Annotated in this window: 23 protein-coding genes and 1 pseudogene; 9 read left to right on the top strand and 15 right to left on the bottom strand. The window is 69.3% G+C overall.

Translation table 11 applies throughout. The features are described from left to right. Positions 1–47 precede the first annotated feature (47 nt). Entirely contained in the window at positions 48–797 is a 750-nt protein-coding gene (locus AC5Y4T_RS02620) for an enoyl-CoA hydratase (protein WP_499949163.1), read from the top strand. Between the two features lie 57 nt (positions 798–854). Next, the gene (locus tag AC5Y4T_RS02615) at positions 855–1436 is read left to right on the top strand and encodes a hypothetical protein (RefSeq protein ID WP_499951869.1); all 582 of its coding nucleotides are present in this window, start codon (positions 855–857) and stop codon (positions 1434–1436) included. On the opposite strand, the gene AC5Y4T_RS02610 is transcribed toward AC5Y4T_RS02615, so the two are convergent. The 6 genes and pseudogenes from AC5Y4T_RS02610 to rimP all read right to left on the bottom strand — a co-directional run bounded on the left by AC5Y4T_RS02610 (position 1433) and on the right by rimP (position 7741). Further along, positions 1433–2398 carry a DHH family phosphoesterase gene (locus AC5Y4T_RS02610; protein WP_499952009.1) on the bottom strand — a complete coding sequence of 322 codons (966 nt, stop codon included), beginning with the start codon at positions 2396–2398 and terminating at the stop codon, positions 1433–1435. The two genes, AC5Y4T_RS02615 and AC5Y4T_RS02610, sit on opposite strands and share 4 nt — an antisense overlap. Before the next feature lie 27 nt (positions 2399–2425). Beyond that, positions 2426–2903, bottom strand: a pseudogene (gene rbfA / locus AC5Y4T_RS02605) (30S ribosome-binding factor RbfA); the annotation flags it as partial. 12 nt (positions 2904–2915) lie between these two features. Then, a complete protein-coding gene (gene infB, locus AC5Y4T_RS02600; RefSeq protein WP_499951866.1) occupies positions 2916–5657 on the bottom strand; it encodes a translation initiation factor IF-2 in 2742 nt (913 codons plus the stop codon). Positions 5658–5732: 75 nt separating this feature from the next. Continuing rightward, on the bottom strand, positions 5733–5978 hold the full coding sequence (locus AC5Y4T_RS02595) for a YlxR family protein (protein ID WP_499919816.1): 246 nt from the start codon (positions 5976–5978) through the stop codon (positions 5733–5735). Positions 5979–6161: 183 nt separating this feature from the next. Next, entirely contained in the window at positions 6162–7208 is a 1047-nt protein-coding gene (nusA, locus tag AC5Y4T_RS02590; protein ID WP_499949169.1) for a transcription termination factor NusA, read from the bottom strand. Then, on the bottom strand, positions 7205–7741 hold the full coding sequence (rimP, locus tag AC5Y4T_RS02585; protein ID WP_499951864.1) for a ribosome maturation factor RimP: 537 nt from the start codon (positions 7739–7741) through the stop codon (positions 7205–7207). The genes nusA and rimP overlap by 4 nt, the downstream gene beginning before the upstream one ends. A 229-nt stretch (positions 7742–7970) precedes the next feature. On the opposite strand from rimP, the gene AC5Y4T_RS02580 reads away from it, so the two are divergent. Further along, complete coding sequence (locus AC5Y4T_RS02580; RefSeq protein WP_499919267.1) at positions 7971–8501, top strand: hypothetical protein; 531 nt, start codon at positions 7971–7973, stop codon at positions 8499–8501. Beyond that, complete coding sequence (locus AC5Y4T_RS02575) at positions 8498–8944, top strand: ferritin-like domain-containing protein (RefSeq protein WP_067130971.1); 447 nt, start codon at positions 8498–8500, stop codon at positions 8942–8944. The genes AC5Y4T_RS02580 and AC5Y4T_RS02575 overlap by 4 nt, the downstream gene beginning before the upstream one ends. On the opposite strand, the gene AC5Y4T_RS02570 is transcribed toward AC5Y4T_RS02575, so the two are convergent. The 8 genes from AC5Y4T_RS02570 to mqo all read right to left on the bottom strand — a co-directional run bounded on the left by AC5Y4T_RS02570 (position 8941) and on the right by mqo (position 19620). Continuing rightward, on the bottom strand, positions 8941–10686 hold the full coding sequence (locus AC5Y4T_RS02570; protein WP_499919266.1) for a proline--tRNA ligase: 1746 nt from the start codon (positions 10684–10686) through the stop codon (positions 8941–8943). The two genes, AC5Y4T_RS02575 and AC5Y4T_RS02570, sit on opposite strands and share 4 nt — an antisense overlap. Before the next feature lie 126 nt (positions 10687–10812). After that, positions 10813–12429, bottom strand: a complete 1617-nt coding sequence (locus AC5Y4T_RS02565) for an MFS transporter (RefSeq protein WP_499919265.1) — start codon at positions 12427–12429, stop codon at positions 10813–10815. Positions 12430–12462: 33 nt separating this feature from the next. Beyond that, positions 12463–13668 carry a uroporphyrinogen-III C-methyltransferase gene (gene cobA, locus AC5Y4T_RS02560; protein WP_499919264.1) on the bottom strand — a complete coding sequence of 402 codons (1206 nt, stop codon included), beginning with the start codon at positions 13666–13668 and terminating at the stop codon, positions 12463–12465. A 119-nt stretch (positions 13669–13787) separates the two neighbouring features. Further along, on the bottom strand, positions 13788–15185 hold the full coding sequence (locus tag AC5Y4T_RS02555) for a cobyrinic acid a,c-diamide synthase CobB (protein WP_499919263.1): 1398 nt from the start codon (positions 15183–15185) through the stop codon (positions 13788–13790). After that, positions 15182–15796 (bottom strand): cob(I)yrinic acid a,c-diamide adenosyltransferase, encoded by a 615-nt coding sequence (cobO, locus tag AC5Y4T_RS02550; protein ID WP_499919261.1) that lies wholly within the window; start codon positions 15794–15796, stop codon positions 15182–15184. Before cobO ends, AC5Y4T_RS02555 begins: the two co-directional genes overlap by 4 nt. Before the next feature lie 19 nt (positions 15797–15815). Then, positions 15816–17657, bottom strand: coding sequence for a magnesium chelatase subunit D family protein (locus AC5Y4T_RS02545; protein ID WP_499919259.1), 1842 nt, complete (start codon positions 17655–17657; stop codon positions 15816–15818). After that, positions 17654–18124, bottom strand: coding sequence for a GNAT family N-acetyltransferase (locus tag AC5Y4T_RS02540; RefSeq protein WP_499919258.1), 471 nt, complete (start codon positions 18122–18124; stop codon positions 17654–17656). The genes AC5Y4T_RS02545 and AC5Y4T_RS02540 overlap by 4 nt, the downstream gene beginning before the upstream one ends. Then, entirely contained in the window at positions 18121–19620 is a 1500-nt protein-coding gene (gene mqo / locus AC5Y4T_RS02535; RefSeq protein ID WP_499919254.1) for a malate dehydrogenase (quinone), read from the bottom strand. Before mqo ends, AC5Y4T_RS02540 begins: the two co-directional genes overlap by 4 nt. Before the next feature lie 135 nt (positions 19621–19755). On the opposite strand from mqo, the gene AC5Y4T_RS02530 reads away from it, so the two are divergent. Continuing rightward, positions 19756–20772: an alpha/beta hydrolase gene (locus AC5Y4T_RS02530; RefSeq protein WP_499919815.1), complete on the top strand. Its 1017-nt coding sequence runs from the start codon at positions 19756–19758 to the stop codon at positions 20770–20772. Positions 20773–20776: 4 nt separating this feature from the next. Next, positions 20777–22156 (top strand): mycothione reductase, encoded by a 1380-nt coding sequence (gene mtr, locus AC5Y4T_RS02525; RefSeq protein ID WP_499919251.1) that lies wholly within the window; start codon positions 20777–20779, stop codon positions 22154–22156. On the opposite strand, the gene AC5Y4T_RS02520 is transcribed toward mtr, so the two are convergent. After that, positions 22153–22647, bottom strand: coding sequence for a Fur family transcriptional regulator (locus AC5Y4T_RS02520; protein WP_499919247.1), 495 nt, complete (start codon positions 22645–22647; stop codon positions 22153–22155). The two genes, mtr and AC5Y4T_RS02520, sit on opposite strands and share 4 nt — an antisense overlap. Before the next feature lie 157 nt (positions 22648–22804). Between AC5Y4T_RS02520 and nicT the strand changes: the two genes are divergently transcribed. From nicT to hypB, 3 genes are all read left to right on the top strand, one after another. Next, complete coding sequence (gene nicT, locus AC5Y4T_RS02515) at positions 22805–23917, top strand: Nickel transporter NicT (protein ID WP_499919244.1); 1113 nt, start codon at positions 22805–22807, stop codon at positions 23915–23917. 102 nt (positions 23918–24019) lie between these two features. Further along, entirely contained in the window at positions 24020–24355 is a 336-nt protein-coding gene (locus AC5Y4T_RS02510) for a hydrogenase maturation nickel metallochaperone HypA (protein WP_499919242.1), read from the top strand. 12 nt (positions 24356–24367) lie between these two features. Further along, positions 24368–25141 (top strand): hydrogenase nickel incorporation protein HypB, encoded by a 774-nt coding sequence (gene hypB / locus AC5Y4T_RS02505; protein ID WP_499919240.1) that lies wholly within the window; start codon positions 24368–24370, stop codon positions 25139–25141. Positions 25142–25332 lie beyond the last annotated feature (191 nt).

Raw genomic sequence — 25332 nt, 5'->3', positions numbered from 1 at the left:
GTGAGGCGCCCGCCCGACCGTGCCGGGCGACTGGCTACGGTGAGCTGATGACCGACGAGATCCTGCTGATCGACACCGACGAACGAGTGCGCACCCTGACCCTCAACCGGCCCCAGTCGCGCAACGCGCTGTCGTCGGCATTGCGGGACCGCTTCTTCGGCGCATTGGCCGACGCCGAAACCGACGACGACGTCGACGTCGTCATCGTCACCGGCGCCGACCCCGTCTTCTGCGCGGGACTGGACCTCAAGGAACTGGGTGGCTCCTCGGCGCTACCAGACATCTCGCCGCGCTGGCCGGCCCTGACCAAGCCGGTGATCGGCGCGATCAACGGCGCCGCGGTGACCGGCGGGCTGGAGCTGGCGTTGTACTGCGACATCCTGATCGCCTCGGAGAACGCCCGGTTCGCCGACACGCACGCACGGGTGGGGCTGCTGCCCACCTGGGGCCTGAGCGTGCGGTTGCCGCAGAAGGTGGGCGTCGGGCTGGCCCGGCGGATGAGCATGACCGGGGACTACCTGTCCGCCGCCGACGCGCTGCGCGCCGGCCTGGTGACCGAAGTGGTGGCGCACGACCAGCTGCTTCCCGCCGCCCGCGCCGTGGCGGCATCGATCGTCGGAAACAACCAGGACGCGGTGCGGGCGCTGCTGGCGTCCTATCACCGCATTGACGACGCGCAGACCAGCGCGGGGCTGTGGCAAGAGGCGACGGCGGCCCGGCAGTTCCGGACCAGCGGGGACGACATCGCCGCCAACCGGGAGGCCGTGCTGCAACGCGGGCGCTCGCAGGTGCGCTGACGTGGCGATCTGCACCAGTCCGGCCCGGCGATTCGGCCCAGCCCATACGATCAGTTGATGCACGCCGTCGTCGGGATCGCCGTGAGGCTGCTGGTCGGCCTGGCACTGGCGGCCGCGTCGGCGATCGCGGTGTTCGCCTCGCCGGCGGGCGCGCTGCCGCCACCGGGATTCCCCAACCTCGACGCCTTCACCGCGGTGCCTGCCGACGGCTACCTGGGCACCGGCGCGCCGGGAAGCCCGCCGCGGGTCAGCTTCTCCGCCGGTCCCGCCCTGGTCTGTGATTTCTACGGCGGGCCGCCGCCCGTGCCGCAACCGTCGCAGGACATCAAGTGCAAGGGCGACATGCCGGGAATGGATGACGTCCCGATTCCCGGGGGGCGCTCACGACCGGGCGACTGCGTGGTCGGATCGGTGGACTTCAAGGGACCCGGCTACCAATTGAGCCGGATGTCCTACAGCGGATGCGACGGTAACCCGGCGCCGCTGCCGGCCGGCGGCAAGGCGCTGGCGCCCGGCCAGAAGTTGACCTACCTCAACGTCACCTGCGCGGTGGGGGCCGACGACCTCGTCGCCTGCCTGGACACCACCAGCGGCGACCACGGGTTCGTGGTGCAGCGCTCGGGCAGCTGGGCGTTCTAGCCGAGCGCGTTGCGCAGCGACGCCACCGCGTCCTCGATCGTGCCGCTGGTCGAATAGCCGGCCGCCAGCCGGTGCCCGCCGCCGCCGAACCCGGACGCCACCGACGCCAGGTCCACCGCGGCCTTGGCCCGCATCGACACCGACCACTGCCGCGGCGCGACCTCCTTGAACACCGCGGCGACCTCCGCCTGCTGCGTGGTCCGCACGATGTCGACGATGCTCTCGACTTCCTCGGGGCGTGAACCGGCCCAATCCTGGTGGGCGACAACGGCGTACACCAGTCCGAGGCCGCCCGCGGCGTCGGGGAGCAGCTGGGCCGAGGCCAGCACCCGCGACAGCAGCGGCAGCCAGCCGAACGGGTGGCTGTCCATCAGGGTGCGGCTGATCGCGGCGTTGTCGACGCCGCCGTCGACCAGCCGGGCGGCCAGCCGTAGGGCGCGCCCGCTGGCCCAGCGGAATGAGCCGGTGTCGGTGGTCAGCCCGGCGTAGATGCAGTGCGCGACATCGGAATCGATGGGCTTGCCCCAGGCGTCGAGAATGTCGGCGATCATCATCGTGGTCGAATCGGCTGACACGTCAATGAAGTTGGCGGTGCCGAACACGTCGTTGGAGGCGTGGTGGTCGATCACCAACACCTCGTCGGCCGCTACCGCCAGTTCGCTCAGCGCGCCGAGCCGCTTGACGCTCGGAACGTCAACGGTGACAACCAAATCGGCGTCGCGACGCATCGCGTCCGGACTGACCAGCAGGCGGCGGCCGGGCAGCGTTGCCAGCGACTCGGGCAGCCCCGCCGGCTCGGCGAAACTAACCTCGACCCGCTTGCCGCACTTGTCCAGCACCAGCCCCAGCGCCAGCCCGGCGCCGATGGTGTCGGCGTCGGGATGCACGTGTGCGATCACCGCGACGGAGTCGGCCCCCGACAGCAATTCGACCGCACCCGCGGCATCGACGCGCGCCCCCATCCTGGAGCCGCCCAGTTCAGTGTTCGCGTTGGTCGTCGTCACGGATACTCCCGTCGAAGCCGGGCTCCACGCCCGATCCGCTGTCCCGGTATGGATCGGCCTCCCCAGCCGGCTTGGCGCCGGAACGAACCCGCGCCAGATCAGCGTCCGCAGCACGCGCACGCGCCAACAACTCGTCCATCCGCTGCACGTTGTCCGACGTGGTGTCGCGGGCGAACGTCAGCGTGGGCGTGAAGCGCACGCCGGTGCCGGCCCCGACCATGGTGCGCAGCGCGCCCTTGGCCCGTTCCAGGGCGGCCGCGGCGGCCGCGTAATCCGGCTCGTCGTCCAGCGTGCGTCCCATGACCGTGTAGAACACCGTCGCATCGTGCAGATCGGCGGTCACCTTCGTGTCGACGATGGTGACGCCCTCGAGCCCGGGATCCTTGATCTCGAACTCGATCGCCGAGGCGACGATCGTGTTGATCCGCTTGGCCAACCGGCGCGCCCTGGCCGGGTCAGCCATGCCGGCCGCCCATCAGGTGCGCTCTTTCTGGACCAACTCGTAGGACTCGATGATGTCGCCTTCCTTGAGGTCGGAGTACCCCAGCGTCATACCGCACTCGAAGCCCTCGCGAACCTCGGTCACGTCGTCCTTCTCCCGTCGCAGCGAGGTGATCGAGAGGTTGTCGGTGACCACGATGTTGTCCCGCAGCAACCGCGCCTTGGCGTTGCGGCGCACGATGCCGCTGCTGATCATGCAGCCGGCGATGATGCCGACCTTGGAGGACCGGAAGATCGCCCGGATCTCGGCGCGGCCCAGCTGGTTCTCCTCGTAGATCGGCTTGAGCATGCCGCGCAGGGCCTTCTCGATCTCGTCGATCGCCTGGTAGATCACCGAGTAGTAGCGGATCTCCACACCCTCGCGGTTGGCCAGCTCGGTTGCCTTGCCCTCGGCGCGCACATTGAAGCCGATGATCACCGCATCCGAGGCCGACGCCAGGTTGACGTTGGTCTCGGTGATGCCACCGACACCGCGGTCGATGACGCGCAGCGCCACCTCGTCGTCGATCTGGATGCCCATCAGGGCCTCTTCCAGCGCCTCGACCGTACCGGCGTTGTCGCCCTTGAGGATCAGGTTGAGCTGGCTGGTTTCCTTCAGCGCCGAGTCCAGGTCCTCCAGGCTGATCCGCTTGCGGGAACGCGCCGCCAGCGCGTTGCGCTTGCGGGCGCTGCGCTTGTCGGCGATCTGGCGGGCGATGCGGTCCTCGTCGACGACCAACAGGTTGTCACCCGCGCCGGGCACCGACGTGAAACCGATGACCTGCACCGGCCGCGACGGCAGCGCCTCTTCAACGTCGTCGCCGTGCTCGTCGACCATGCGGCGAACCCGGCCGTACGCGTCGCCGGCGACCACCGAGTCGCCGACCCGCAGCGTGCCGCGCTGCACCAGCACCGTGGCGACCGGACCGCGACCGCGGTCCAGGTGCGCCTCGATCGCGACACCCTGGGCCTCCATGTCGGGGTTGGCCCGCAGGTCCAGGGCCGCGTCGGCGGTCAGCAGCACCGCCTCGAGCAGCTGCTCGATGTTGGTGCCCTGCTTGGCCGAGATGTCGACGAACATCGTGTCGCCACCGAAATCCTCTGCCACCAAACCGTATTCGGTGAGCTGCCCGCGGATCTTGGCCGGGTCGGCGCCCTCGACGTCGATCTTGTTGACCGCCACCACAATCGGCACGTCGGCCGCCTGGGCGTGGTTGATGGCCTCCACCGTCTGCGGCATGACGCCGTCGTCGGCGGCGACCACCAGGATGGCGATGTCGGTGGCTTTGGCACCGCGGGCACGCATGGCGGTGAACGCCTCGTGACCCGGGGTGTCGATGAAGGTGATCGGCCGTTCGACGCCGTCGTGTTCGACGGCCACCTGGTAGGCGCCGATGTGCTGGGTGATGCCACCGGCCTCGGCCTCGCGCACGCTGGCGTTCCGGATGGTGTCCAGCAGTCGGGTCTTACCGTGGTCGACGTGACCCATCACGGTCACCACCGGTGGCCGGGTCTGCAGGTCTTCCTCGCCGCCCTCGTCCTCGCCGTAGCTCAGGTCGAACGACTCCAGCAGCTCGCGGTCCTCGTCCTCCGGGCTGACGACCTGCACGACGTAATTCATCTCGCTGCCCAGCAGCTCGAGCGTCTCGTCGCCGACCGACTGGGTGGCCGTGACCATCTCGCCGAGGTTGAACAGCGCCTGCACCAGCGAGGCCGGGTTGGCGTTGATCTTGTCGGCGAAGTCGGACAGCGACGCGCCGCGGGCCAACCGGATCGTCTCGCCGTTGCCGTGCGGCAACCGCACACCACCGACGACGGGCGCCTGCATGTTCTCGTATTCGGCGCGTTTCGCCCGCTTCGACTTGCGGCCCCGTCGCGGCGCACCGCCGGGACGGCCGAAAGCGCCGGCGGCACCGCCGCGCTGGCCGGGACGGCCACCGCCGCCACCGCCACCGGGGCGGCCACGGAAACCGCCGCCACCGCCGGGCGGGGCGCCGACTCCGCCGCCTCCGCCGCCGCGGTAGTTGCCGCCACCTCCGTCACGGCCGCCGGGACCACCGGGACGGCCACCGCCGGGACGCGGGGCGCCGGGGCGGGCCGGACGGCCCGGTCCGCCGGCACCGGCGGGCCGGGGCGGCATGTTGCCCGGCGACGCGCCACCGGGCCGGGGCGCACCCGGCCGGGGCGCCCCGGGACGCGGCGCCTGCGGGCGCGGAATGGGCCGGTCGACGGGTTGCGCCGACGAGAAGGGGTTGTTGCCGACGCGCGGGGCGCGGGGCTTGGGCATCGGGCCCGGTCGCGGCGCCGGAGTCATGCCTGGGCGCGGCGCCTGGCCCGGCGGCTGCCCGGGCGCGGGCGGTTTCGGCTGCCCCGGAGACGGCGCCGACGGCCGTGCGGGGGCCGGGCCCGGGCGGGCCGGGGCCTCGGCGGAGGCCGAAGGGGCGGCGGGCTTGGCGGGGGTCGCCGTCGCTTCGCCGTTACCGATGGCATTGTCGAGGGCCTGGTCGAGCGACTTGTCGGGGGCCTTGGCGGCGGGCGCCTTGGCCGCTTTCGCGGGGGCCTTCTCGGCGGTCTTGCCGCCGCCGAAGGATTCGCGCAGCCGGCGAGCCACCGGGGCTTCTACCGTCGACGACGCTGATTTAACGAATTCGCCCTGATCATTCAGCCGGGCGAGGACTTCCTTGCTGGTGACACCGAGTTCCTTAGCCAACTCGTGTACGCGGGCCTTACCTGCCACTACATCTCCTGTCTATGAGGCGACAGTCGTGGGGCCGCGCCTCGGGTTTAGCTATGACACATGGTCATCGGGACTTCACGGTGTGCTCATGTTCTTTGCTACCTGTTCTGTTGCCGGGCGATCGGGCGCACAGAGGAACTCTATGTGCTCGACCACCGCGGATGTATCCGGTGAACCGGTGATGCGCAGCGCTTTGGTGAAAGCCCGCCGCCGGATTGCCTGTTGCACGCACTGCGGCCCGGGGTGCAGCCACGCACCCCGCCCCGGCAGGCTCCTGCCTGTGTCAACGATCACGGCGAAGTCGCCGTTCCCGTTCGGCACAGCCACCACTCGAAGCAACTCGACGGCCAGCTCTCGCTTCCGGCACCCGACGCATGTCCGTACGGGTCCACCCGCATGACGGTGCGCCAAGGCCGAAGGTTCGCGCTGGATCACGGCTCAGTCTAGCGTCACCGAATCGATGGTCAGAACCGCCCGAGGCTGCGCAGCCGCCGCCCGCCGGGCCTAGCGGTCGTGGGCCATTCCATGGGTGGCGCCGTGTTCTGACTGGCTCTCCGGATGCCCGCCGGGCGAGTCCCCGCGGATGTCGATGCGCCAGCCGGTCAGCCGGGCCGCCAGGCGCGCGTTCTGGCCCTCCTTGCCGATGGCCAGCGACAGCTGGAAGTCGGGTACCACCACGCGGGCGGCGCGGGCCGCCTGGTCGATGATCGACACCGACACCACCTTCGCCGGCGACAGCGCGTTGGCGACGAAGCGCGCGGGATCGTCGTCGTAGTCGATGATGTCGATCTTCTCGCCGGACAGCTCGCTCATCACGTTGCGGACCCGCTGCCCCATCGGACCGATGCAGGCGCCCTTGGCGTTCAGGCCGGGAAGGTTGGACTTCACCGCGATCTTGGAGCGATGGCCGGCCTCCCGGGCCACGGCGACGATCTCCACCGACTCGTCGGCGATCTCGGGGACCTCCAGCGAGAACAACCTGCGGACCAGGTTCGGATGGGTCCGCGACAGGGTGATCAGCGGCTCCCGGGCCCCGCGGGTCACCCCGATCACGTAGCACCGCACGCGGTTGCCGTGCTCGTAGCTTTCGCCGGGAACCTGCTCGGCCGCCGGGATGACGCCCTCGGAGGCCTTCGTCTCGGTGCCCATCCGGACCACGACCAGGCCGCGGGCATTGGCCCGGCTGTCACGCTGAATCACGCCCGCGACGATCTCCCCCTCGCGGGTGGAGAACTCGCCGTAGGTCCGCTCGTTTTCGGCGTCGCGGAAACGCTGCAACATGACCTGGCGGGCGGTGGTGGCGGCGATGCGCCCGAAACCTTCGGGGGTGTCGTCCCATTCACTGATGACGTTGTCGTCTTCGTCGGTCTCCCGGGCGATCACCCGGACGACACCGGTCTTGCGGTCGATTTCGATGCGCGCGTCGTTCTGGTGGCCTTCGGTGTGCCGGTAGGCGGTGAGCAGCGCCGACTTGATCGTCTCGAGCAGCTCGTTGACCGAGATGCCCCGGTCCACCTCGATGGCGTGCAGCGCGGCCATGTCGATGTTCATAGGCGCCGCTCCTCCGTCCTCCGGGCCTGACCCATACCCGCCAGTTCCAGCTCCGCTTGGCTAGGGGGCGAAAATTCCACCTGGACAACGGCTTTCGCAATGTCGACCAGCGGGATCTCGCGCACCGCCCAGTCCCGGCCGGCGCGGACCACCAGCGCGACCGCGCCGTCGGTCGTCGCACCGACCCGGCCGGTCAGCGTCGATCCGTCCGACAGCGCGACGTCGACCTTGCGACCGCGGGCCCGGCGGAAGTGTTTCGCACTCGTCAGCGGGCGATCCACGCCGGGCGAGGAGACCTCGAGCACGTAGTGGTCGGAGATGGTGTCCAGCCCGTCGAGCAGTGCCGATGCCGAGTGGGACAGCGTGGCTGCCGTGTCCAGGTCGAGGCCGTCGTCGCTGTCGGCGATCACCATGATTCGCGGGGGGCGGGTCCGGGCGTTGATGACCACGTCTTCGATCTCGAAGCCGGCGCGCGCAAACTCTCCACCGAGTAGCTCGATCACCTGCGTCTGCGACGGTAGCCCGGTGGTCACGGCGAGCTCCTCATCTTGAGTTGTCCGGTCATCTGGCGGATGTCGGCGCCCCGATGGCTTCGCAGGCGGCTTCCGGTGTCCCGGCGGAGGAGCATCCGTGCCGACGGTTTGCTGTCGGTGGCTGTCCTCTGCGAGAACCAGCTATCCACGATACGCCAGGATTCGAGGTTGACGGCGTGATCGCGTCCTGGCATCTTGTCCGCCTTCGCCCCGATGGCAGGATGTCCTTGTGCCTAGCGCAGTTCCGTTCCTCAACAGACGAGATGTCCTCGCCGGCGGTGCGGCTTTGGCTGCGCTCGGGGCGGTGGTGAGCGCCTGCGGCAAGCCCGCGCCCAAGCCCCCGCCCGTCGAGCAACTGCTGGGGCCGCTCGATCAGGCCCGGCACGACAGCGAGCTCGCGGGTGCCGCCGCCGCGGCGGTCGGGAATCCGCCGCAGGTCGCCGCCGCGCTGAGCGTGGTGTCCAGCCAGCGCGCCGCGCATGCCCGCGCGTTGTCGGCCGAGATCTCGCGGGCGGCCGGCAAGCTGGCCACGTCGTCCTCGAGCGGAACGCCCAGCCCGAGCCAGGCCCAACCGGCCGGGCCGCCCCCGCCCCCGCCGCCGGTGTCCGACGTGATCGACGCGTTGCGCGCCTCGGCCGACAGTGCGAGTCGCCTGGTGGGCACCGAATCCGGCTACCGGGCGGGGCTGCTCGCCTCGATCGCCGCATCCTGCACGGCGTCGTACACGGTTGCGCTGGTGCCCGGGGGTCCGTCGATATGACCTCGGGCAAGGACGCCGACAACACGGCGCTGTGCGACGCGCTGGCCATCGAGCATTCGACGATCTACGGCTACGGCATCGTGTCCGCGTTGTCGCCGCCCAGCGTGAACGACATGGTGGTGGAGGCGCTCGCGCAGCACCGCCAGCGCCGCGACGACGTCATCGCGATCCTGAACGCCCGCAAGGTGACCGCACCCGTCGCCGCGGCCGGCTACCAGCTGCCCATGGTGGTGGGCGGTCCGGCCGACGCCGCGCGGCTGGCCGCGCGGATGGAGAACGATGGGGCCGGCGCATGGCGCGTGGTCGCCGAGCACGCGGAGACCGGCGCGGATCGCGCGTTCGCCGCGACCGCCCTGGTGCAGAGCGCGGTCATGGGCGCCCGGTGGAGCCGCGTGCTGGGCGCCTGGCCCATCACGACGAGCTTCCCCGGCGGCAACGACTAACCCAAGGCCGCCGCGATGTCGGCGGCCAGCGACGGGCCGGTCGACAGTTCGCGGGTCTGGCCGCCGAAGCGGTCGCGCAGCTCCACCACGCCGTCCGCCCAGCCCCGTCCCACCACGACGATCCACGGCACGCCAAGCAGTTCGGCGTCCTTGAACTTCACGCCGGGCGAGGCCTGGCGGTCATCGAGCAGCACTTCGATGCCCAACCCGTCCAGCTCGGCGGCCAAAGTGGTGGCGCCCGTGCGGGCCTGCGCGTCTTTGTTGGCGATCACCAGGTGGACGTCGAAGGGCGCGACCGCCGGCGGCCAGCGCAGGCCCAGCTCGTCGTGGTGCTGTTCGGCGATGACGGCCACCATCCGCGACACCCCGAGGCCGTAGGAGCCCATCGTCAGGCGCACCGGCTTGCCGTCCTCACCGAGCACGTCGGCGGTGAAGGCGTCGGTGTACTTGCGGCCGAGCTGGAAGATGTGGGCCACCTCGATACCGCGCGCCGAGACCAGCGGGCCCGCGCCGTCCGGCGAGGGGTCACCGTCGCGCACCTCGGCGGCCTCGATGGTGCCGTCGGCGGTGAAGTCGCGGCCGGCGACCAGCCCGACGACGTGCCGCCCGGCCTCGTCGGCCCCGGTGATCCAGCTGGTGCCGTCCACCACCCGCGGGTCGACCAGATAGCGAACATCGTTGTCCTGCAACGCCTTCGGTCCGATATACCCCTTCACCAGGAAGGGATACTTGGCGAAGTCGGCGTCGTCGAGCAGCGCGTACTCGGCCGGTTCCAGCGCCGCGCCCAGCCGTTTGTCGTCGACCTCACGGTCCCCCGGCACCCCGATGGCCAGTAGCTCCCACTCGCCGCCGGGCTGGCGGACCTTGAGCAGGACGTTCTTCAACGTGTCGGCCGCGGTGACGGGGCGGCCCAGGTCCGCCTGGTTGGCCCAGTCCACCAGGGTGGCGATGGTCGGGGTGTCCCCGGTGTCGTGGACTACCGCCTCGGGCAGCCCGTCGATGGGCTGCGCCTCCGGGCGCGCGGTGACGACGGCCTCGACGTTGGCCGCATACCCGGACTCCAGGCACCGCACGAAGGTGTCCTCACCGACCGCGCTCTCGGCCAAAAACTCCTCCGAGGCGCTGCCGCCCATCGCGCCCGACACGGCGGAGACGATGACGTAGCGCACCTGCAGGCGCGAGAAAATGCGCTGATAGGCCTCGCGGTGCGCGTGGTAGGCGGCCTTGAGCCCGGCGTCGTCGATGTCGAACGAGTAGGAGTCCTTCATCAGGAACTCGCGGACCCGCAGGATGCCGGCCCGCGGCCGCGCCTCGTCACGATATTTGTTCTGGATCTGATACAGCAGAACCGGAAAGTCTTTGTAGGAGCTGTATTCGCCCTTGACGGTCAGGGTGAACAGCTCTTCGTGGGTGGGGCCCAACAGGTAGTCGTTGCCGCGACGGTCCTGCAGCCGGAACACCGAGTCGCCGTACTCGGTCCACCGGTTCGTCGCCTCATACGGTGCGCGCGGCAGCAGGGCTGGGAACAAGATCTCTTGCCCGCCAATGGCGTTCATCTCGTCGCGGACGATGCGCTCGATGCGGCGCAGCACGCGCAATCCCAGCGGCAGCCAGCTGTACAGCCCGGGCGCGACGGGCCGGATGTAGCCCGCCCGGATCAACAGCTTGTGGCTGGCGACTTCGGCGTCGGCGGGATCGTCGCGCAGGGTGCGCAAAAACAACTGGGACATCCGGGTGATCACAGCGGGCCAGCCTAGCGTGCTGGTAGCTGCGTCGAACGTCACGCCAGCGCAACGCCCAGACCCTCACGCCACTCTGGCGTGACACGCAACGGCAAGGCGGTCGCGAGCAGCGCCCGTGCGGGTGAGCTACAGCTCCCCGGCCTCCATCGCTTCCTTGACTTCTTGCGCGTGCGCGACCTGGTCGGGGGTGTAGCCGATCATCAGCGCGGCGGCGCCGACGATCACGGCCACGCCGGCCACCCACAGCAGCCCGTAGGTGTAGCCATGGTCCAACGCGGACAACTGCGCGTCGCTCATGAACTTCACCGGTCCGGTGGTGCCGCCCAGATACAGCGTCCGCGAGGTGATCACCGCCTGGATGACGGCCAGCACCAGCGGCCCGCCCAGGCTTTGCAGCATCAACGTGACCGCCGAGACCGGACCGATCTGATCGAATCCCACGCCGGCGATGGCCGACAACGTCAGCGGGACGACGGCCATCCCGATGCCGATCCCGCCGACCACGATGGGCAGCACCAGGTTGGGGAAGTAGGCGACCCCGCGGTGCATGAACGCCCAGCCGTACAACATCGCCCAGAACAGCAGGATCCCGCCGCCGATGGTCAGCACCCGCGGCGAGAACCGCGACACCAGCTGCGAGGAGACGCCGAGGCCGATGCCCATCGCGATGACGAACGGGATGAAGCCGATGCCGGCGCGCAACGCGCTGTAACCGAGGATGTCCTGCACGTACAGGCCGATGCACACGGTCAGGCTGAACATGAGCCCACCGGCCAGGAAGATGGCGGTGAAGGTGACCAGCCGGTTGCGGTCACGGAACAGGTTGAACGGGACGACGGGATTCTCCGCCGTGCGTTCGACGATGACGAAGGCGAGGGCGGCACCGAGCGCCACGACGCCCGACCCGATGGTGGTGATCGACACCCAGCCCTTTTCCGGACCCATCGAGAAGGCGAACACGGCCGCGGTGCACGTCAGGGTGGCCAGCATGGCGCCGGTGGCGTCGAGCTTCATCCGCTCGCGGTTGGTCTCGCGCAGCGCGGTGCGGGCCAGGTAGATCATCACCAGACCGATCGGCACGTTCACCAGGAACGCCAGCCGCCACGACACCTCGGTGAGCGCGCCGCCGACCACCAGGCCCATCACCGAACCGATCGCCGTCATCGCGGCGAACACGGCCGTCGCGAAGTTGCGGGCCGGGCCCTTGGGGAAGGTGGTCGCCACCAGAGCCAGACCGGTCGGCGAGGCGATCGCCGATCCGACGCCCTGCGACAGCCGGGCGATGACCATGGTCGCCTCGTCCCACGCGACCGCGCACAGCACAGAAGAGATGGTGAACAGCGCGACACCGACGATGAAGGTGCGCTTGCGCCCGATGGTGTCGCCGAGGCGGCCACCCAGCAGCATCAACCCACCGAACGTCAGCACGTAGGCGGTGATCACCCAGCTGCGGCCGGCGTCGGACAGGCTGAGCTCGTTCTGAATCTTGGGGAGCGCCACGATGGCGACGGTGCTGTCCATCGTCGCGAGCAGCTGCATACCGCCGATGGCGATCACGGCCGCGATGAAACGCCGAGAGGGCAGCCACGCCGGGTAGTACTTGCTGATGCGCTTCAGGGCGGTCTCCGCCGGGGGCTTGGAGGCGGTCTCCGCCGGCTGCGCTGCGCTCGCCGGGGCCGGACGATCGGGGCGCGCCGACGCAATTTTCTGCATCGCGCGCTCTGCATCGTTGAGAGCCGTCATAAAGGGTTACCTTACAGTAATCTTAAGAATCGTTTAAAGCCCGAAGGCCGCCACGGCGCCGATCACGATGATCGCGGGAGGTCGGATACCCTCGGCGCGAACCTTCTCGGGCGTGTCGGCCAGGGTGGCCCGCAAAGTGTGCTGGGCGGCGGTCGTTCCATGTTGAACGACCAGCACCGGCGTATCCGCAGGTCGTCCGCCTTTGAGCAGGGCGTCGGCGAAGAGTTCGATGCGTTCCACCGCCATCAGCAAAACGATTGTGCCTGACATTGCGGCCAGCGCATCCCAATTCACTAACGATTCGGGATGCCCGGGCGGCAAATGTCCGCTGACCACCACAAACTCGTGATTTATCGCCCGATGAGTCACCGGAACGCCCGCCAGAGCGGGCACTCCTATGGCACTCGTCACACCCGGCACCACCGTCACCGGAATTCCGGCCTCGACGCACGCCAGCACCTCTTCGTATCCGCGCGCGAACACGAAGGGATCGCCGCCTTTGAGGCGCACCACGAAGCTGCCGGCGCGGGCGCGTTCGATCATGACGCCGTTGATGGCGTCCTGGGCCATGGCCCGCCCGTACGGGATCTTGGCGGCGTCGATGACTTCCACGTGTGGGGGCAGCTCGGCGAGCAGTTCCGGTGGCGCGAGACGGTCGGCGACCACGACGTCGGCCTGGGCCAGCAAACGCCGGCCGCGCACGGTGATCAGCTCGGGATCGCCGGGCCCGCCGCCGATCAGCGCGACGCCGCCCTTGACGACGTCGGAGCTCACCGGGCTGTCGGGCGTGATGAGCCCGGTCTGCAACGCCTCGCGGATGGCCGAGCGGATCGCCGCCGAACGGCGGTGGTCGCCGCCGGCCAGGACTCCGACGGACAGCCCCGCGTAGTCGAAAGACGCTGGGGTCACCGCGGTCCCCTCGACGGCGATGTCCGCTCGGACGCAGAAGATGCGACGGCTTTCGGCCTCGGCGACCACCGCCTCGTTCACTCGCGCGTCGTCGGTGGCCGCGATCGCGTACCAGGCTCCGTCGAGGTCGCCGTCTCGATATTCGCGCAGCGCCAGGGTGATTCCCGTCATCGCCTCCACGGACCTGGTGGCGCTGCGGGAGATGACGTGCACGTCGGCGCCGCTGGCGATGAGCAAGGGCAGCCGGCGCTGGGCGACGGTGCCGCCGCCGACCACGACGACCTTTTTGCCGTTCAGTCGCAGCCCAGCGAGGTAGGCGCTCTCGGTCACCCGGCAAGCCTAGTGGCGATCGCGAGTGCGGCGAAGCCGGGCGCTGCGGGTCGCCACCATCGATCTAGTGGCGATCGCGAGCGCGGCGAAGCCGGGCGCTGCGGGTCGCCACCATCGATCTAGTGGCGATCGCGAGCGCGGCGAAGCCGGGCGCTCGCGTGTGCGACGAAGCGCGCCACCGCCTCCGGCGCGGCGGCCGGATGGGTGTGCAGATATGACGCGTGCACACCGGCGTGCACGACGCCGTCGCGCACGGGACCGTCCTGCCGATCGGCATCATGGGTCCGGTACATCCAGGCGGGCTGGTAGTCGCCGGTGAAAGTGACTGTGGTCCGGTGGAATTCATGCCCCACCGCACGCTGGCCGGCTGTGTACAACGACGAATCCGCGACGGCGACGGCGTCGCGATACGCCAGGGACAGGTGCGGCGTGAATTGCGCCTGCCCCGCCAGCACACCGCACATCGGATGGCCGTCGAGCTCGGAGACCAGGTAGATCAGCCCGGCGCACTCGGCGTGTATCGGCGCCCCGGCGGCGGCCAGTTCGTTGATCTGCCGGCGCACCCCCTCATTGGCCGAGAGCTCCGCGGTGAACTGTTCGGGAAAACCGCCGGGCAGCAGCACCGCGTCGGTGCCGTCGGGCAGGGCGTCGGCGAGCGGGTCGAATTCGGCGACGTCGGCGCCAGCGGCCGCCAGCAGCTCCGCGTGTTCGGCGTAGCCGAAACTGAATGCCTTGCCGGCCGCCACCGCGACAGTGGCGCACCCTCCGGGCGTCTCCCCCACCGCCGCCACGGGATCCCAGGGCGGCTGCGCGACTCGGGCGCCGGCGACCGCGACGATGGCCGGCACATCGACGTGGCGGGCGACCAGGGCGGTCATCGCCGCCACCGCCAACCGTGCGCGCTTCCCGTACTCCAGGGCCGTGACCAGACCCAAATACCTTGTCGGCAACTCTATTTCGGCCACCCGGGGGATGGCGCCCAGCACCGCAACCCCGGCCTGCTCGCAGGCCTGCCGCAGCACCTGCTCGTGCCGCGGCGATCCGACCCGGTTCAGGATCACACCGGCGACGCGGGTCGCGGTGTCGTAGGTCGAAAAGCCGTGCAGCAGGGCGGCGATGCTCTGACTCTGCCCGCGCGCATCGACAACCAGGATCACGGACGCGCCCAGCAGCGCGGCGACGTGGGCCGTCGATCCCGGCGCGGGGGTGGTGGCGGTGGACCCGATCCGGCCGTCGAACAGCCCCATCACTCCTTCGACCACGGCGATGTCCGCACCATGCGCACCGTGGGCGTAGAGCGGGCCAATCAGGTGCTCCCCCACCAGGATCGGGTCGAGGTTGCGGCCCGGCCGGCCGGCGGCAAGGCCGTGGTAGCCGGGGTCGATGAAGTCCGGGCCGACCTTGAACGGCGCCACGGCGTGGCCCGCGCGCCGCAGGGCGCCGATCAAACCCGTTGCCACCGTGGTCTTTCCGCTGCCGGACGCGGGAGCGGCGATGACGACGGCGGGAACACTCACCACTCGATGCCCTTCTGCCCCTTACGCCCGGTGTCCATCGGGTGCTTGACCTTGGCCATCTCGGTCACCAGGTCGGCCGCGTCGATCAGGCGCTGCGGCGCGTCGCGTCCGGTGATGACCACGTGCTGATGTCCGGGCCGGCTGGCCAACGTCCCCACCACTTCGTCGACGTCCACCCAACCCCACTTGAGCGGATAGGTGAACTCGTCCAGGACGTAGAAGTCGTGACGCTGATCGGCCAGCCGGCGCGCGATCTCCGCCCAGCCGTCGGCCGCCGCCGCCGCGTGGTCGACGTCGCTGCCCGCCTTACGTGTCCAAGACCAGCCCGCGCCCATCTTGTGCCATTCGACGGGCCCGCCGACCTGATGCTGGTCGTGCAGCCGGCCCAGCTGGGCGAAGACCGCCTCCTCGCCCACCTTCCACTTGGCGCTTTTGACGAACTGGAACACCGCGACGGACATTCCGGCATTCCAGGCCCGCAGCGCCATGCCGAATGCCGCCGTGGACTTTCCCTTGCCGGCGCCGGTGTGCACGGCCAGCACCGGCGTGTGACGGCGCGCCCGCGTGGTCAGGCCGTCGTCGGGAACCTGCAATGGAACGCCTTGTGGCATCAGCGTTTACCTTTCCGGTTCAGGCCGCGTCGCGCACCGCACGCGTCAGGGAATCCGCGTGCAGGTGCTCGAGCCGGACGGCCGGCGCGCCGAGTTGGCGGGCCAGTTGCTCGGCCAGGCCCAGCCGCACGAAAGACGTCTCGCAGTCGACGACCACCGCGGCGGCACCTTCGGCGGCCAACCGGGCCGCCGCGGTTCGGGTGCGGCCCAAGGGATCCGGACCGGCGGTGGCCCGGCCGTCGGTCAGCACCACCACCAGCGAGCGCCGCGCGCGGTCACGCGCCTTCTCTCGGACGATCAGCTCACGCGCGGCCAGCAGCCCTTCGGCCAGTGGTGTCTTGCCACCCGTGTCGAACCGGGCCAGTCGCCGCCCGGCGATGTGCGCCGACGAGGTCGGCGGCAACAACAGCCGGGCCCCCTGTTGGCGGAAGGTGATCACGGCAACCTTGTCGCGACGCTCATACGCGTCGCGCAGCAGCGACAGCGTGGCGCCGCTGACCGCCGCCATGCGGTCGCGCGCGGCCATCGAACCCGAGGCGTCCACGACGAAGATCACCAAATTGCCTTCGCGCCCCTCGCGCACGGCGCGGCGCACATCATCCGGCCGCGGCCGTAGCGGTCCGGCGCCGGCGCGCTCGGCGGCCGTGAGCAGGGTGGCGAACAGGTGCAGTCCATGCCCGGCGCAACTCGGGTCGTCCGCGCCGGCGGCGGCGATGACGCTGCCACTGGCGTTGCGGGCGCGCGACCGCCGTCCGGGCGCCCCCTCCCCCACACCCGGGACCCGCAGCGCGCGGGTGCGGAAGGTTTTCGACGGGGGCGCGCTGGGCCTGGTCTTCGGCTGCTGCGGCTTGGCGTTCTCCGGTGTATTCTGTTGCGGCACATCGTGTTCCGAATTGACCGACTGGCCGCCGCCGGGCGGGTCGGGATCGGGGTCAGGCTCGGAACTGGCTTGCGCCAGGGCCTCGTCGAGCTGGTCGCGGTCGATGCCCGGATCGTCGAACGGGTCGCGACGGCGCCGATGCGGCAGCGCCAGCTCGGCGGCTACCCGGATGTCGGACTCCTCGACCGTGTGCGCGCCGCGCCAGGCCGCGTGCGCGACGGCGGTGCGGGCCACCACCAGGTCGGCGCGCATGCCGTCGACGTCGAACGCCGCGCACAGCGCCGCGATGCGCCGTAATTCGTTGTCAGGCAACACCACATCGTCGACGAGTGCGCGCGCCGCAGCGATCCGCCGGGCCAGCTCGGCGTCGGCGTCGGCATAACGCTCGGCGAAGCCGTCCGGGTCGGCCTCGTAGGCCATCCGCTGCCGGATGACCTGTACGCGCACGTCGACGTCGCGCGAGGCGTGGACGTCGACGGTGAGCCCGAACCGGTCCAGCAGTTGCGGACGCAGTTCGCCCTCCTCGGGATTCATGGTGCCGATCAACACGAACCGGGACTCGTGCGAATGCGAGACGCCGTCGCGTTCGATGTGCACCCGTCCCATCGCCGCGGCGTCGAGCAGCACATCGACCAAATGATCGTGCAGCAGGTTGACCTCGTCGACGTAGAGCACGCCGCCGTGCGCGCGGGCGAGCAGGCCCGGCGAGAACGCGTGCTCGCCGTCGCGCAGCACCCGCTGCAAATCCAGCGAGCCGATCACCCGGTCTTCGGTTGCCCCGAGCGGCATTTCGACCAGGCCGGCGTCGCTGCCGGTGGCCTCGGACAGCAACGCCGCAAGGCCGCGCACGGCCGTCGACTTGGCGGTGCCCTTCTCACCGCGGATGAGCGCGCCACCGATCTCCGGGCGCACGGCGCACAGCAGCAGGGCCAGGCGCAGCTGGTCGTGCCCGACGATCGCGCTGAACGGGTAGGGCTTCACGGCTTCACCGCCAACCCCGAGCCACGCCGCAGCATGGGCACGTGCGGAACGCCGTCGTCGAGGAAATCGTCACCGTCGCGGACGAATCCATGCTGGGCGTACATGTCCGTCAGGTAGGCCTGCGCATTGATGCGGCACGGGTAGTCACCCACCTCGGCCAGCGCCGCGCGCAGCAGCCGGGTGGTGTGCCCCTGACCGCGCGCGTTGCGCTTGGTGCACAGCCGCCCGATCCGGAACGCCTTCTCGCCCCCGGCGTGCTCCTCCATCAGCCGCAGCGTGGAGATCACCTCGCCGTCCGGCGTTTCCAGCCAGAAGTGCCGGGTTTCGGCGAGCAGGTCGCGCCCGTCCAGCTCCGGGTACGGGATCGCCTGCTCGACGACGAACACCTCCACCCTGAGCCTGAGCAGCTCGTAAAGTGTCTGGGCGTCAAGGTCTTTGGCCCAAATACGTCGCAGCGCTTCTGTCACCGGCTCCGCTCCTCATCGCCCAGCCCCAGCACCTTCGTTCCCCAGGAGAAAACCTCGTCGTACAGCGCCGGCTCATCCGACAGCGTCGCTCCCAGCGACGGAACCATCTCCTTGAGCGCGGGTAGCCACGATTGAAAGCGGTTGGCGAAGCAGCGTTCCAGCACGCCGAGCATGATCGGCACCGCCGTCGACGCTCCCGGGGAACCGCCGAGTAACCCAGCGATGCTTCCGTCGGCGGCGCCCACCACGGTGGTGTCGAAGTCGAGCACCCCGCCCTTGCGCTTGTCCCGCCGGATCACCTGCACCCGCTGACCGGCCACCGTCAGCTCCCAGTCCGAAGCGACTGCGGTCGGGGCGAATTCGCGCAGCATGCGCAGCCGGTCACGTTGCGAGAGTCGCAGCTGGCCGAGCAGATATCTGACCAGCGCCCGCTGGCTGATGCCGACACCGAGCAGTGACGCCAGGTTGTCCGGCTGCACCGAGCGGGGCAGATCGGTGAAGTGGCCGTGCTTCAAGAACTTCGGTGACCACCCGGCGTAGGGACCGAACACCAGCCACGGCTTGCCGTTGACGTAGCGCAGGTCCAGATGCAGCGCCCCCAGCGGCGGGGCACCCGGCGCGGGCACGCCGTAGACCTTGGCCCGGTGCGCGACGGTGAGCGCCGGGTTGCCGGCGCGCAGGAATCGGCCGCCGATCGGGAACCCGGCGAAGCCCCTGACCTCAGCTATGCCGGACCTCTGCAATAGCGGCAGCGCGTCACCGCCGGCCCCGACGAAGACGAATTTGGCGTTCAGACGGTGATTTTCACCGGTGCGCCGGTTGCGGACCGACAGCGTCCATGTGCCGTCGGACTGGCGGGACAGGTTGCGGACCTCGTGGCCGAACAGCGCGGTCGCGCCGCCGCGCACGCAAAAGCCGACGAGTTGTCTTGACAGCGCGCCGAAGTCGACGTCGGTGCCGTTGGGCGCCCAGTTGAGCGCCGTCGGTTCGGCGAAGTCGCGTCCGGCCGCCATCAGCGGTAACCGGCGAGCGAATTCGGCCGGGTCGTCGATCAATTCGACGCCGGCGAACAGCGGGTTGGGCGCCAAGGCCCGCGCTCGGCGCCGTAGATAGTCGACGCGCCGCGCGCCGCGCACGAAGCTCGCATGCGGGACCGCGGTGAGAAAACATCGATCGGTCAAGATCGCGTTCTCGATTGCATAGGCCCAGAACTGGCGGGTCACCTGGAATTGCTCGTTGATGCGCACCGCTTTGCCGATGTCGATCGAGCCGTCGGCCCGCTGCGGGGTGTAGTTCAGCTCGCACAGCGCCGAATGCCCGGTGCCGGCGTTGTTCCACGGGCTGCTGCTCTCGGCGGCGACGGCATCCAGACGCTCCACGAAGGCCATCGACCAATCCGGCTGCAGCCGGCGCAGCAACGCCCCCAGCGTCGCGCTCATGATGCCCGCGCCTACCAGCACGACGTCGGTGGACGTGGTTCTGGCTAGCGCTGACACCGGCTTGCTGGTCCTTCCCTCGACTGGGCCGATCCCCAGGTTATCCCGAGGCAAATGGGCCGCGGGCGCCGTGCGCCGCCCCGCACCCAGCAAAAGCTCTAAGCTGGCCTCGTGACTGGCAGGGCGGCCCGCGAAGTGACCGGCTGGGTGCCCGATGTCCTTCCGGGTTATCAGCAGCGCACCATCGCGCTCGGGTCCGATCCGGCCGGTGAGGGCGACATCGTCGCGACGCTGATACGCCGCGGACCCGAACCGCGGCAGGCGGGCCGCCCGACAGCGCACGCGGTGCTGGCGGTGCACGGCTACACCGATTACTTCTTCCATACCGAGCTGGCCGATCATTTCGCGGCCCGCGGCTTCGCCTTCTACGCGCTGGACCTCCACAAGTGCGGCCGGTCGCGGCGCGACGGCCAGACGCCGCACTTCATCACCGACCTCACCAACTACGAGGCCGAACTCGATCAGGCGCTGGCCGGCATCGCGGGGCACGACCGGGTGCTGCTGTACGCGCATTCCGCGGGCGGGCTCATCGTGTCGCTGTGGCTGGACCGGTTGCGCCGGCGCGACCCGGCCGGGCACGCCCGCGTCGGCGGCCTGGTCCTCAACAGCCCGTTCCTGGACCTGCCGGGCCCGCCCATCCTGCGGCATTCGGTGACGGTGGCGCTGATCGCCGGCCTGTCCCGGGTGCGGTCCAAGGGCGTGGCCCGGTCTCCGGGTCAGGGCGGTTACGGCGCCACCCTGCACCGCGACTACGGCGGCGACTTCGACTACAACCTGCAATGGAAACCGGTGGGCGGCTTCCCCATCACGTTTGGCTGGCTGCACGCCATCCGACGCGGCCAGGCCCGGCTGCACCGCGGCCTCGACGTCGGGGTGCCCAACCTGATCCTGCGATCGGATCACAGCGTGCACGAAAGCACCGATTCCGCGTCCATGCGATGCGGCGACGCGGTTCTCGACGTCACCCAGATCGCCCGCTGGGCGGGCTGCGTCGGCAACCGCACCGCTGTGGTCCCGGTGGCCGACGCCAAGCACGACGTGTTCTTGTCGTTGCCCGGGCCGCGCGCAGTCGCCTATCGGGAACTGGATCTGTGGCTGGACGGCTATCTGCGCGCTGACCACGATGCCACGGCGTCGCTGCGAAAGGGGTGACGGCTTGGAGACCTACGACGTCGCGATCATCGGGACCGGTTCTGGCAACAGCATTCTCGATGACCGCTTCGACGACAAGCGGGTGGCGATCTGCGAAGAGGGCACCTTCGGTGGCACGTGTCTGAACGTCGGGTGCATCCCGACCAAGATGTTCGTCTACGCCGCCGAGGTCGCCCAGACGGTCCGGGATGCGGCGCGCTTCGGCATCGACGCTCGCATCGACCGGGTGCGCTGGGACGACATCGTGTCGCGCGTCTTCGGGCGCATCGATCCGATCGGGTTCGGCGGTGAGGACTATCGCTGCGCGGCACCCAACGTCGATGTGTACAAGCAGCACACCCGCTTCGGTCCGGTCCAGTCCGACGGACGCTTCCTGTTGCGCACGGATGGGGGCGACGAGTTCACAGCCGATCAGGTGGTGATCGCCGCGGGGGGGCGGGCCGTGGTTCCCCCGGCGATCCTCGAGTGCGGCGCCCGGTACCACACCAGCGACACGATCATGCGAATCCCCGAGCTGCCGGAGCATCTGATGATCGTCGGAGGCGGATTCGTCGCGGCCGAATTCGCCCACATCTTCTCCTCGCTGGGCTCGCGCGTCACCCTGGTGGTCCGGGGCTCCACACTGCTGCGACATCTCGACGACGTCGTCAGCGAGCGCTTCACGCGAATCGCGTCGAGCAAGTGGGAACTGCACACCCACCGCAACGTCGTGGGCGCCGAAAACCACGGTTCGGGCGTCGCGGTGCAACTCGACGACGGCCGCACCGTGCACGCGGACGCGTTGCTGGTGGCGACCGGCCGGGTGTCCAACGCCGATCAACTCGACCTCGAGCAGGCCGGCGTCGCCGTCGAGGACGGCCTGGTGGCCGTCGATCAATACCAGCGGACCACGGCGCGTGGGGTTTTCGCGCTCGGCGACGTCTCCTCGCCGTATGAGCTCAAACACGTGGCCAACCACGAAGCGCGCGTCGTGCAGCACAACCTGTTGTGCGACTGGGACGACACCGAGGCGATGGCCGTCACCGACCATCGCTTCGTGCCCTCGGCGGTGTTCACCGATCCGCAGGTCGCCTCCGTCGGCCTGACCGAAAACGAAGCCATCGCACAGGGTTTCAAGGTGTCGGTCAAGGTCCAGGACTACGGCGACGTCGCCTACGGCTGGGCGTCGGAGGACACCACCGGGATCGTCAAGCTCGTCGCCGAGCGCGGCACCGGGCGGCTGCTGGGCGCGCACATCATGGGGCAGCAGGCGTCATCGATCATCCAGCCGTTGATCCAGGCGATGAGCTTCGGGCTGACCGCGCCGCAGATGGCCCGCGGGCAGTACTGGATCCACCCGGCGCTGCCCGAAGTGGTGGAGAACGCGCTACTGGGTTTGGCCTAGCGCCGGCGCGGTCGCGCGGCGGGCCTGTCGTCGTCCTGGCATTGCGGACACAGGCCGTGCAGCGTCAGCCCGGCGGCGTCCGACAGCGCGAAGGAACTGCCCGCGATCGCGTGTTCGAGCGCCGAACTCAGCTGACGGGCGGGCACTTCGATGATGGTGCCGCAGTTGGTACATACCGCGTGATGGTGCGGCACGGTGGCCAGCCCGTAGGTCGTCACGCCGCCGCCGATTGTCAACGCGTGCAGCACGCCCTGATCGACGAGCGTGGTCACCGTGCGGTAGACGGTCGCCACGTCGGGCGGGTGGGCCTCGGACGGCAGGCACTCTCGCATCCGCCGGTAGATCTCGGCGACGGGCAGGTGACCGTTGACCGGCTCGAGCACCGCCAGCACCTGGATGCGGGACGCCATTCGCCGCAGCCCACGGGCGCGCAGAAGATCGCCGATCCTCTCGGTGACCGACGCATCCAGTGCCGAGGGCTTGGGCGCCACCGCTTCAGTGTCGCGCCCGGGCGGGCGGATCGCCAGTCTTCGTCGCAATCCAGGCTCCGCGATTCCTGCAACTCACTTGCATCTGGAAAGCCGTGGAACTTACAGTCGTGCCGGTTGTTCTCAGCCGATACCGCAAGGACGCGCCGGAAGGACCCCAGTGGCCAGTACCCAGATCGACTGGCGGCCGTCACGGACGACCAGGCTTCTCGGCGCCCTGACGCCGGCGCAGTGGTGGCGACTGGCATCGATGCTGGCGGTGATCGTCGCGCTGCACCTGCTCGGCTGGTTCACCATGATGTTCTTCGTGGCGCCGGCCCAATACAGTCTGGGCGGCAAGGCATTTGGCGTCGGTATCGGCTTGACGGCCTACACCCTGGGCATGCGTCACGCCTTTGACGCCGACCACATCGCCGCCATCGACAACACCACCCGCAAGCTGATGAACGACGGGCAACGCCCGCTGGCCGTCGGCTTCTTCTTTTCGCTGGGCCACTCCACGGTGGTGTTCGGGCTGGCGGTGCTGCTGGCGTGTGGAGTCAGGACGGTCGTCGGACCGGTCAGCGACGACTCCTCGACGCTGCATCACTACACCGGGCTGATCGGCACGAGCGTCTCGGGCGTGTTCCTGTACGCCATCGCGCTTCTCAACGTCATCGTCCTGGTCGGCATACTGCGCGTCTTCGCGCGGTTACGCCGGGGCGAATTCGATCCCGACGCCGACGCGGCCGAACTGGAGCGGCATTTGGACAGCCGTGGGCTGATGAACCGGTTGCTCGGTCGCTTCACCAAGTCGATCACCAGGTCCTGGCACTGCTATCCCGTCGGCTTGTTGTTCGGGCTCGGGTTCGACACCGCCACCGAGATCGCACTACTGGTGCTGGCCGGCACCAGCGCAGCCGCCGGACTGCCGTGGTACGCCATCATGTGTCTGCCGGTGCTGTTCACCGCGGGCATGTGCCTGCTGGACACCATCGACGGCTCGTTCATGAATTTCGCCTACGGATGGGCTTTTTCCAACCCCGTGCGCAAGATCTACTACAACATCACCATCACCGCGCTGTCGGTGGCGGTCGCGTGGGTGATCGGCAGCATCGAACTCCTCATCCTGTTCGCCGACCAGTTCGGTTGGCGCGGGCCGTTCTGGAGTTGGATCGGTGGGCTGGACCTCAACGCGATCGGTTACTTCGTCGTCGGCATGTTCGTCCTCACGTGGGCGGTGGCTCTGCTCGTCTGGCGCTACGGGCGCATCGAGGAGAAGTGGACGGTCTGAACCGAACGAGCCAAGGCCGACCACCGACCGCCGTTCGGGTGTAGAACAGTGCTCATGGGCTCGTTGGCCTGCGCCCAGCTCGCGGATCGGCGGTAACCGGCGGTGCACGAGCTGTCGCTGTGCGAGGCGATCGCCGGTGTGGTCAAGGATCACGCCGACGGTCGCCACGTCGACGTGGTGCGGGTGCGGGTGGGCGCGCTGCGGCAGGTGGTGCCGGAGTCGCTGTCATTCTGCTGGACGCTGGTCCGCGACGCCGAGGACATGCCGGACGCCGAACTGGAACTCGAGTGCGTCGGCGCCGAAGTCAAGTGCCGTGCGTGCGGCGGGCAATCCGAGATCACCTCGCCGTGGTCGATCTGGTGTCCCCGGTGTGACAGTTCCGACGTCGAGGTGCTGCAGGGCAACGAATTCCTGGTGACGTCGCTAGATGTCTCGTGAAAGGCGTTGACGATGGGTAGATTTCATCGGCACGACGATGGAACGGTGCACACCCACGAACACGATCACGTTCCGCACGATCACGATCACGGCGATCACAGCCGCTATCGGACCGGCAGTCAGCGCATCGACGTGCTGGAGGCGATCTTCGCCGAGAACGACGCGCTCGCCGATGCCAACCGGACGGCCTTCGAGAGCAACGGGGTGCGCACCCTCAACCTGATGAGCTCTCCGGGATCGGGCAAGACCACGATCCTGCAGGCAACGCTCGACCAACTCGCCGGCGAACTCGCGCTCGGGGTGATCGAGGGTGATATCGCCACCGACCTGGATGCGGCAAAGCTCAGCGGCCGCGGCGCCCAGGTGTCACTGCTCAATACCAGCAACGGATTTGGCGGCGAATGCCACCTCGACGCGCCCATGGTCAGCCGGGCGCTGCCCGGCCTCGACCTCGCCGCGCTGGACCTGGTGATCATCGAGAACGTCGGAAATCTCGTCTGTCCGGCGGAGTTCGATGTCGGCGAGCACGCCAAGGCCATGGTCTATTCGGTGACCGAGGGCGAAGACAAGCCGCTGAAATACCCGGTGATGTTCCGGTCGGTGGACGTGGTGCTGCTCAATAAAATCGACTTGGTGCCCCACCTCGACGTGGATGTCGACACCTACATCGCCCATGTCCGGGAAGTGAATGCCGCAGCGACGATTTTGCCGGTCAGCGCGCGCACCGGCGATGGCATGGGTGCCTGGTTCGGCTGGCTGCGGCGCTTCGCCACCGACGCGCCCTGACCGGCGCGCGGGGACCCCCGCCGGCGGCCGTCCTCCTGCGAAACATTCGCAGGATGGCCGGCCCTCCGATGATGCGCTGCAGTCGACGGGTTACTTAGGCGTGCAATGACTTTCGATGCTATACAACACATGTTTACTTAGTTGCTGATGCCGAACCATTGACAACGCTCGGCAGCGGGAGTAGACCCGGA

This window comes from Mycobacterium sp. NGS11, assembly GCF_059813315.1.
Note: the sequence above shows the minus strand (reverse complement) of the source record. Positions and strands in the feature narration are given on the sequence as shown.

Bases quoted from the DNA above. Each gene is read 5' to 3' on its own strand.
- AC5Y4T_RS02615 (WP_499951869.1), top strand. From the start codon at position 855: ATGCACGCCGTCGTCGGGATCGCCGTGAGGCTGCTGGTCGGCCTGGCA.
- nusA (WP_499949169.1), bottom strand. From the start codon at position 7,208: ATGAACATCGACATGGCCGCGCTGCACGCCATCGAGGTGGACCGGGGC.
- AC5Y4T_RS02620 (WP_499949163.1), top strand. From the start codon at position 48: ATGACCGACGAGATCCTGCTGATCGACACCGACGAACGAGTGCGCACC.
- AC5Y4T_RS02565 (WP_499919265.1), bottom strand. From the start codon at position 12,429: ATGACGGCTCTCAACGATGCAGAGCGCGCGATGCAGAAAATTGCGTCG.
- AC5Y4T_RS02575 (WP_067130971.1), top strand. From the start codon at position 8,498: ATGACCTCGGGCAAGGACGCCGACAACACGGCGCTGTGCGACGCGCTG.
- hypB (WP_499919240.1), top strand. From the start codon at position 24,368: ATGGGTAGATTTCATCGGCACGACGATGGAACGGTGCACACCCACGAA.
- AC5Y4T_RS02610 (WP_499952009.1), bottom strand. From the start codon at position 2,398: ATGGGGGCGCGCGTCGATGCCGCGGGTGCGGTCGAATTGCTGTCGGGG.
- cobO (WP_499919261.1), bottom strand. From the start codon at position 15,796: ATGCCACAAGGCGTTCCATTGCAGGTTCCCGACGACGGCCTGACCACG.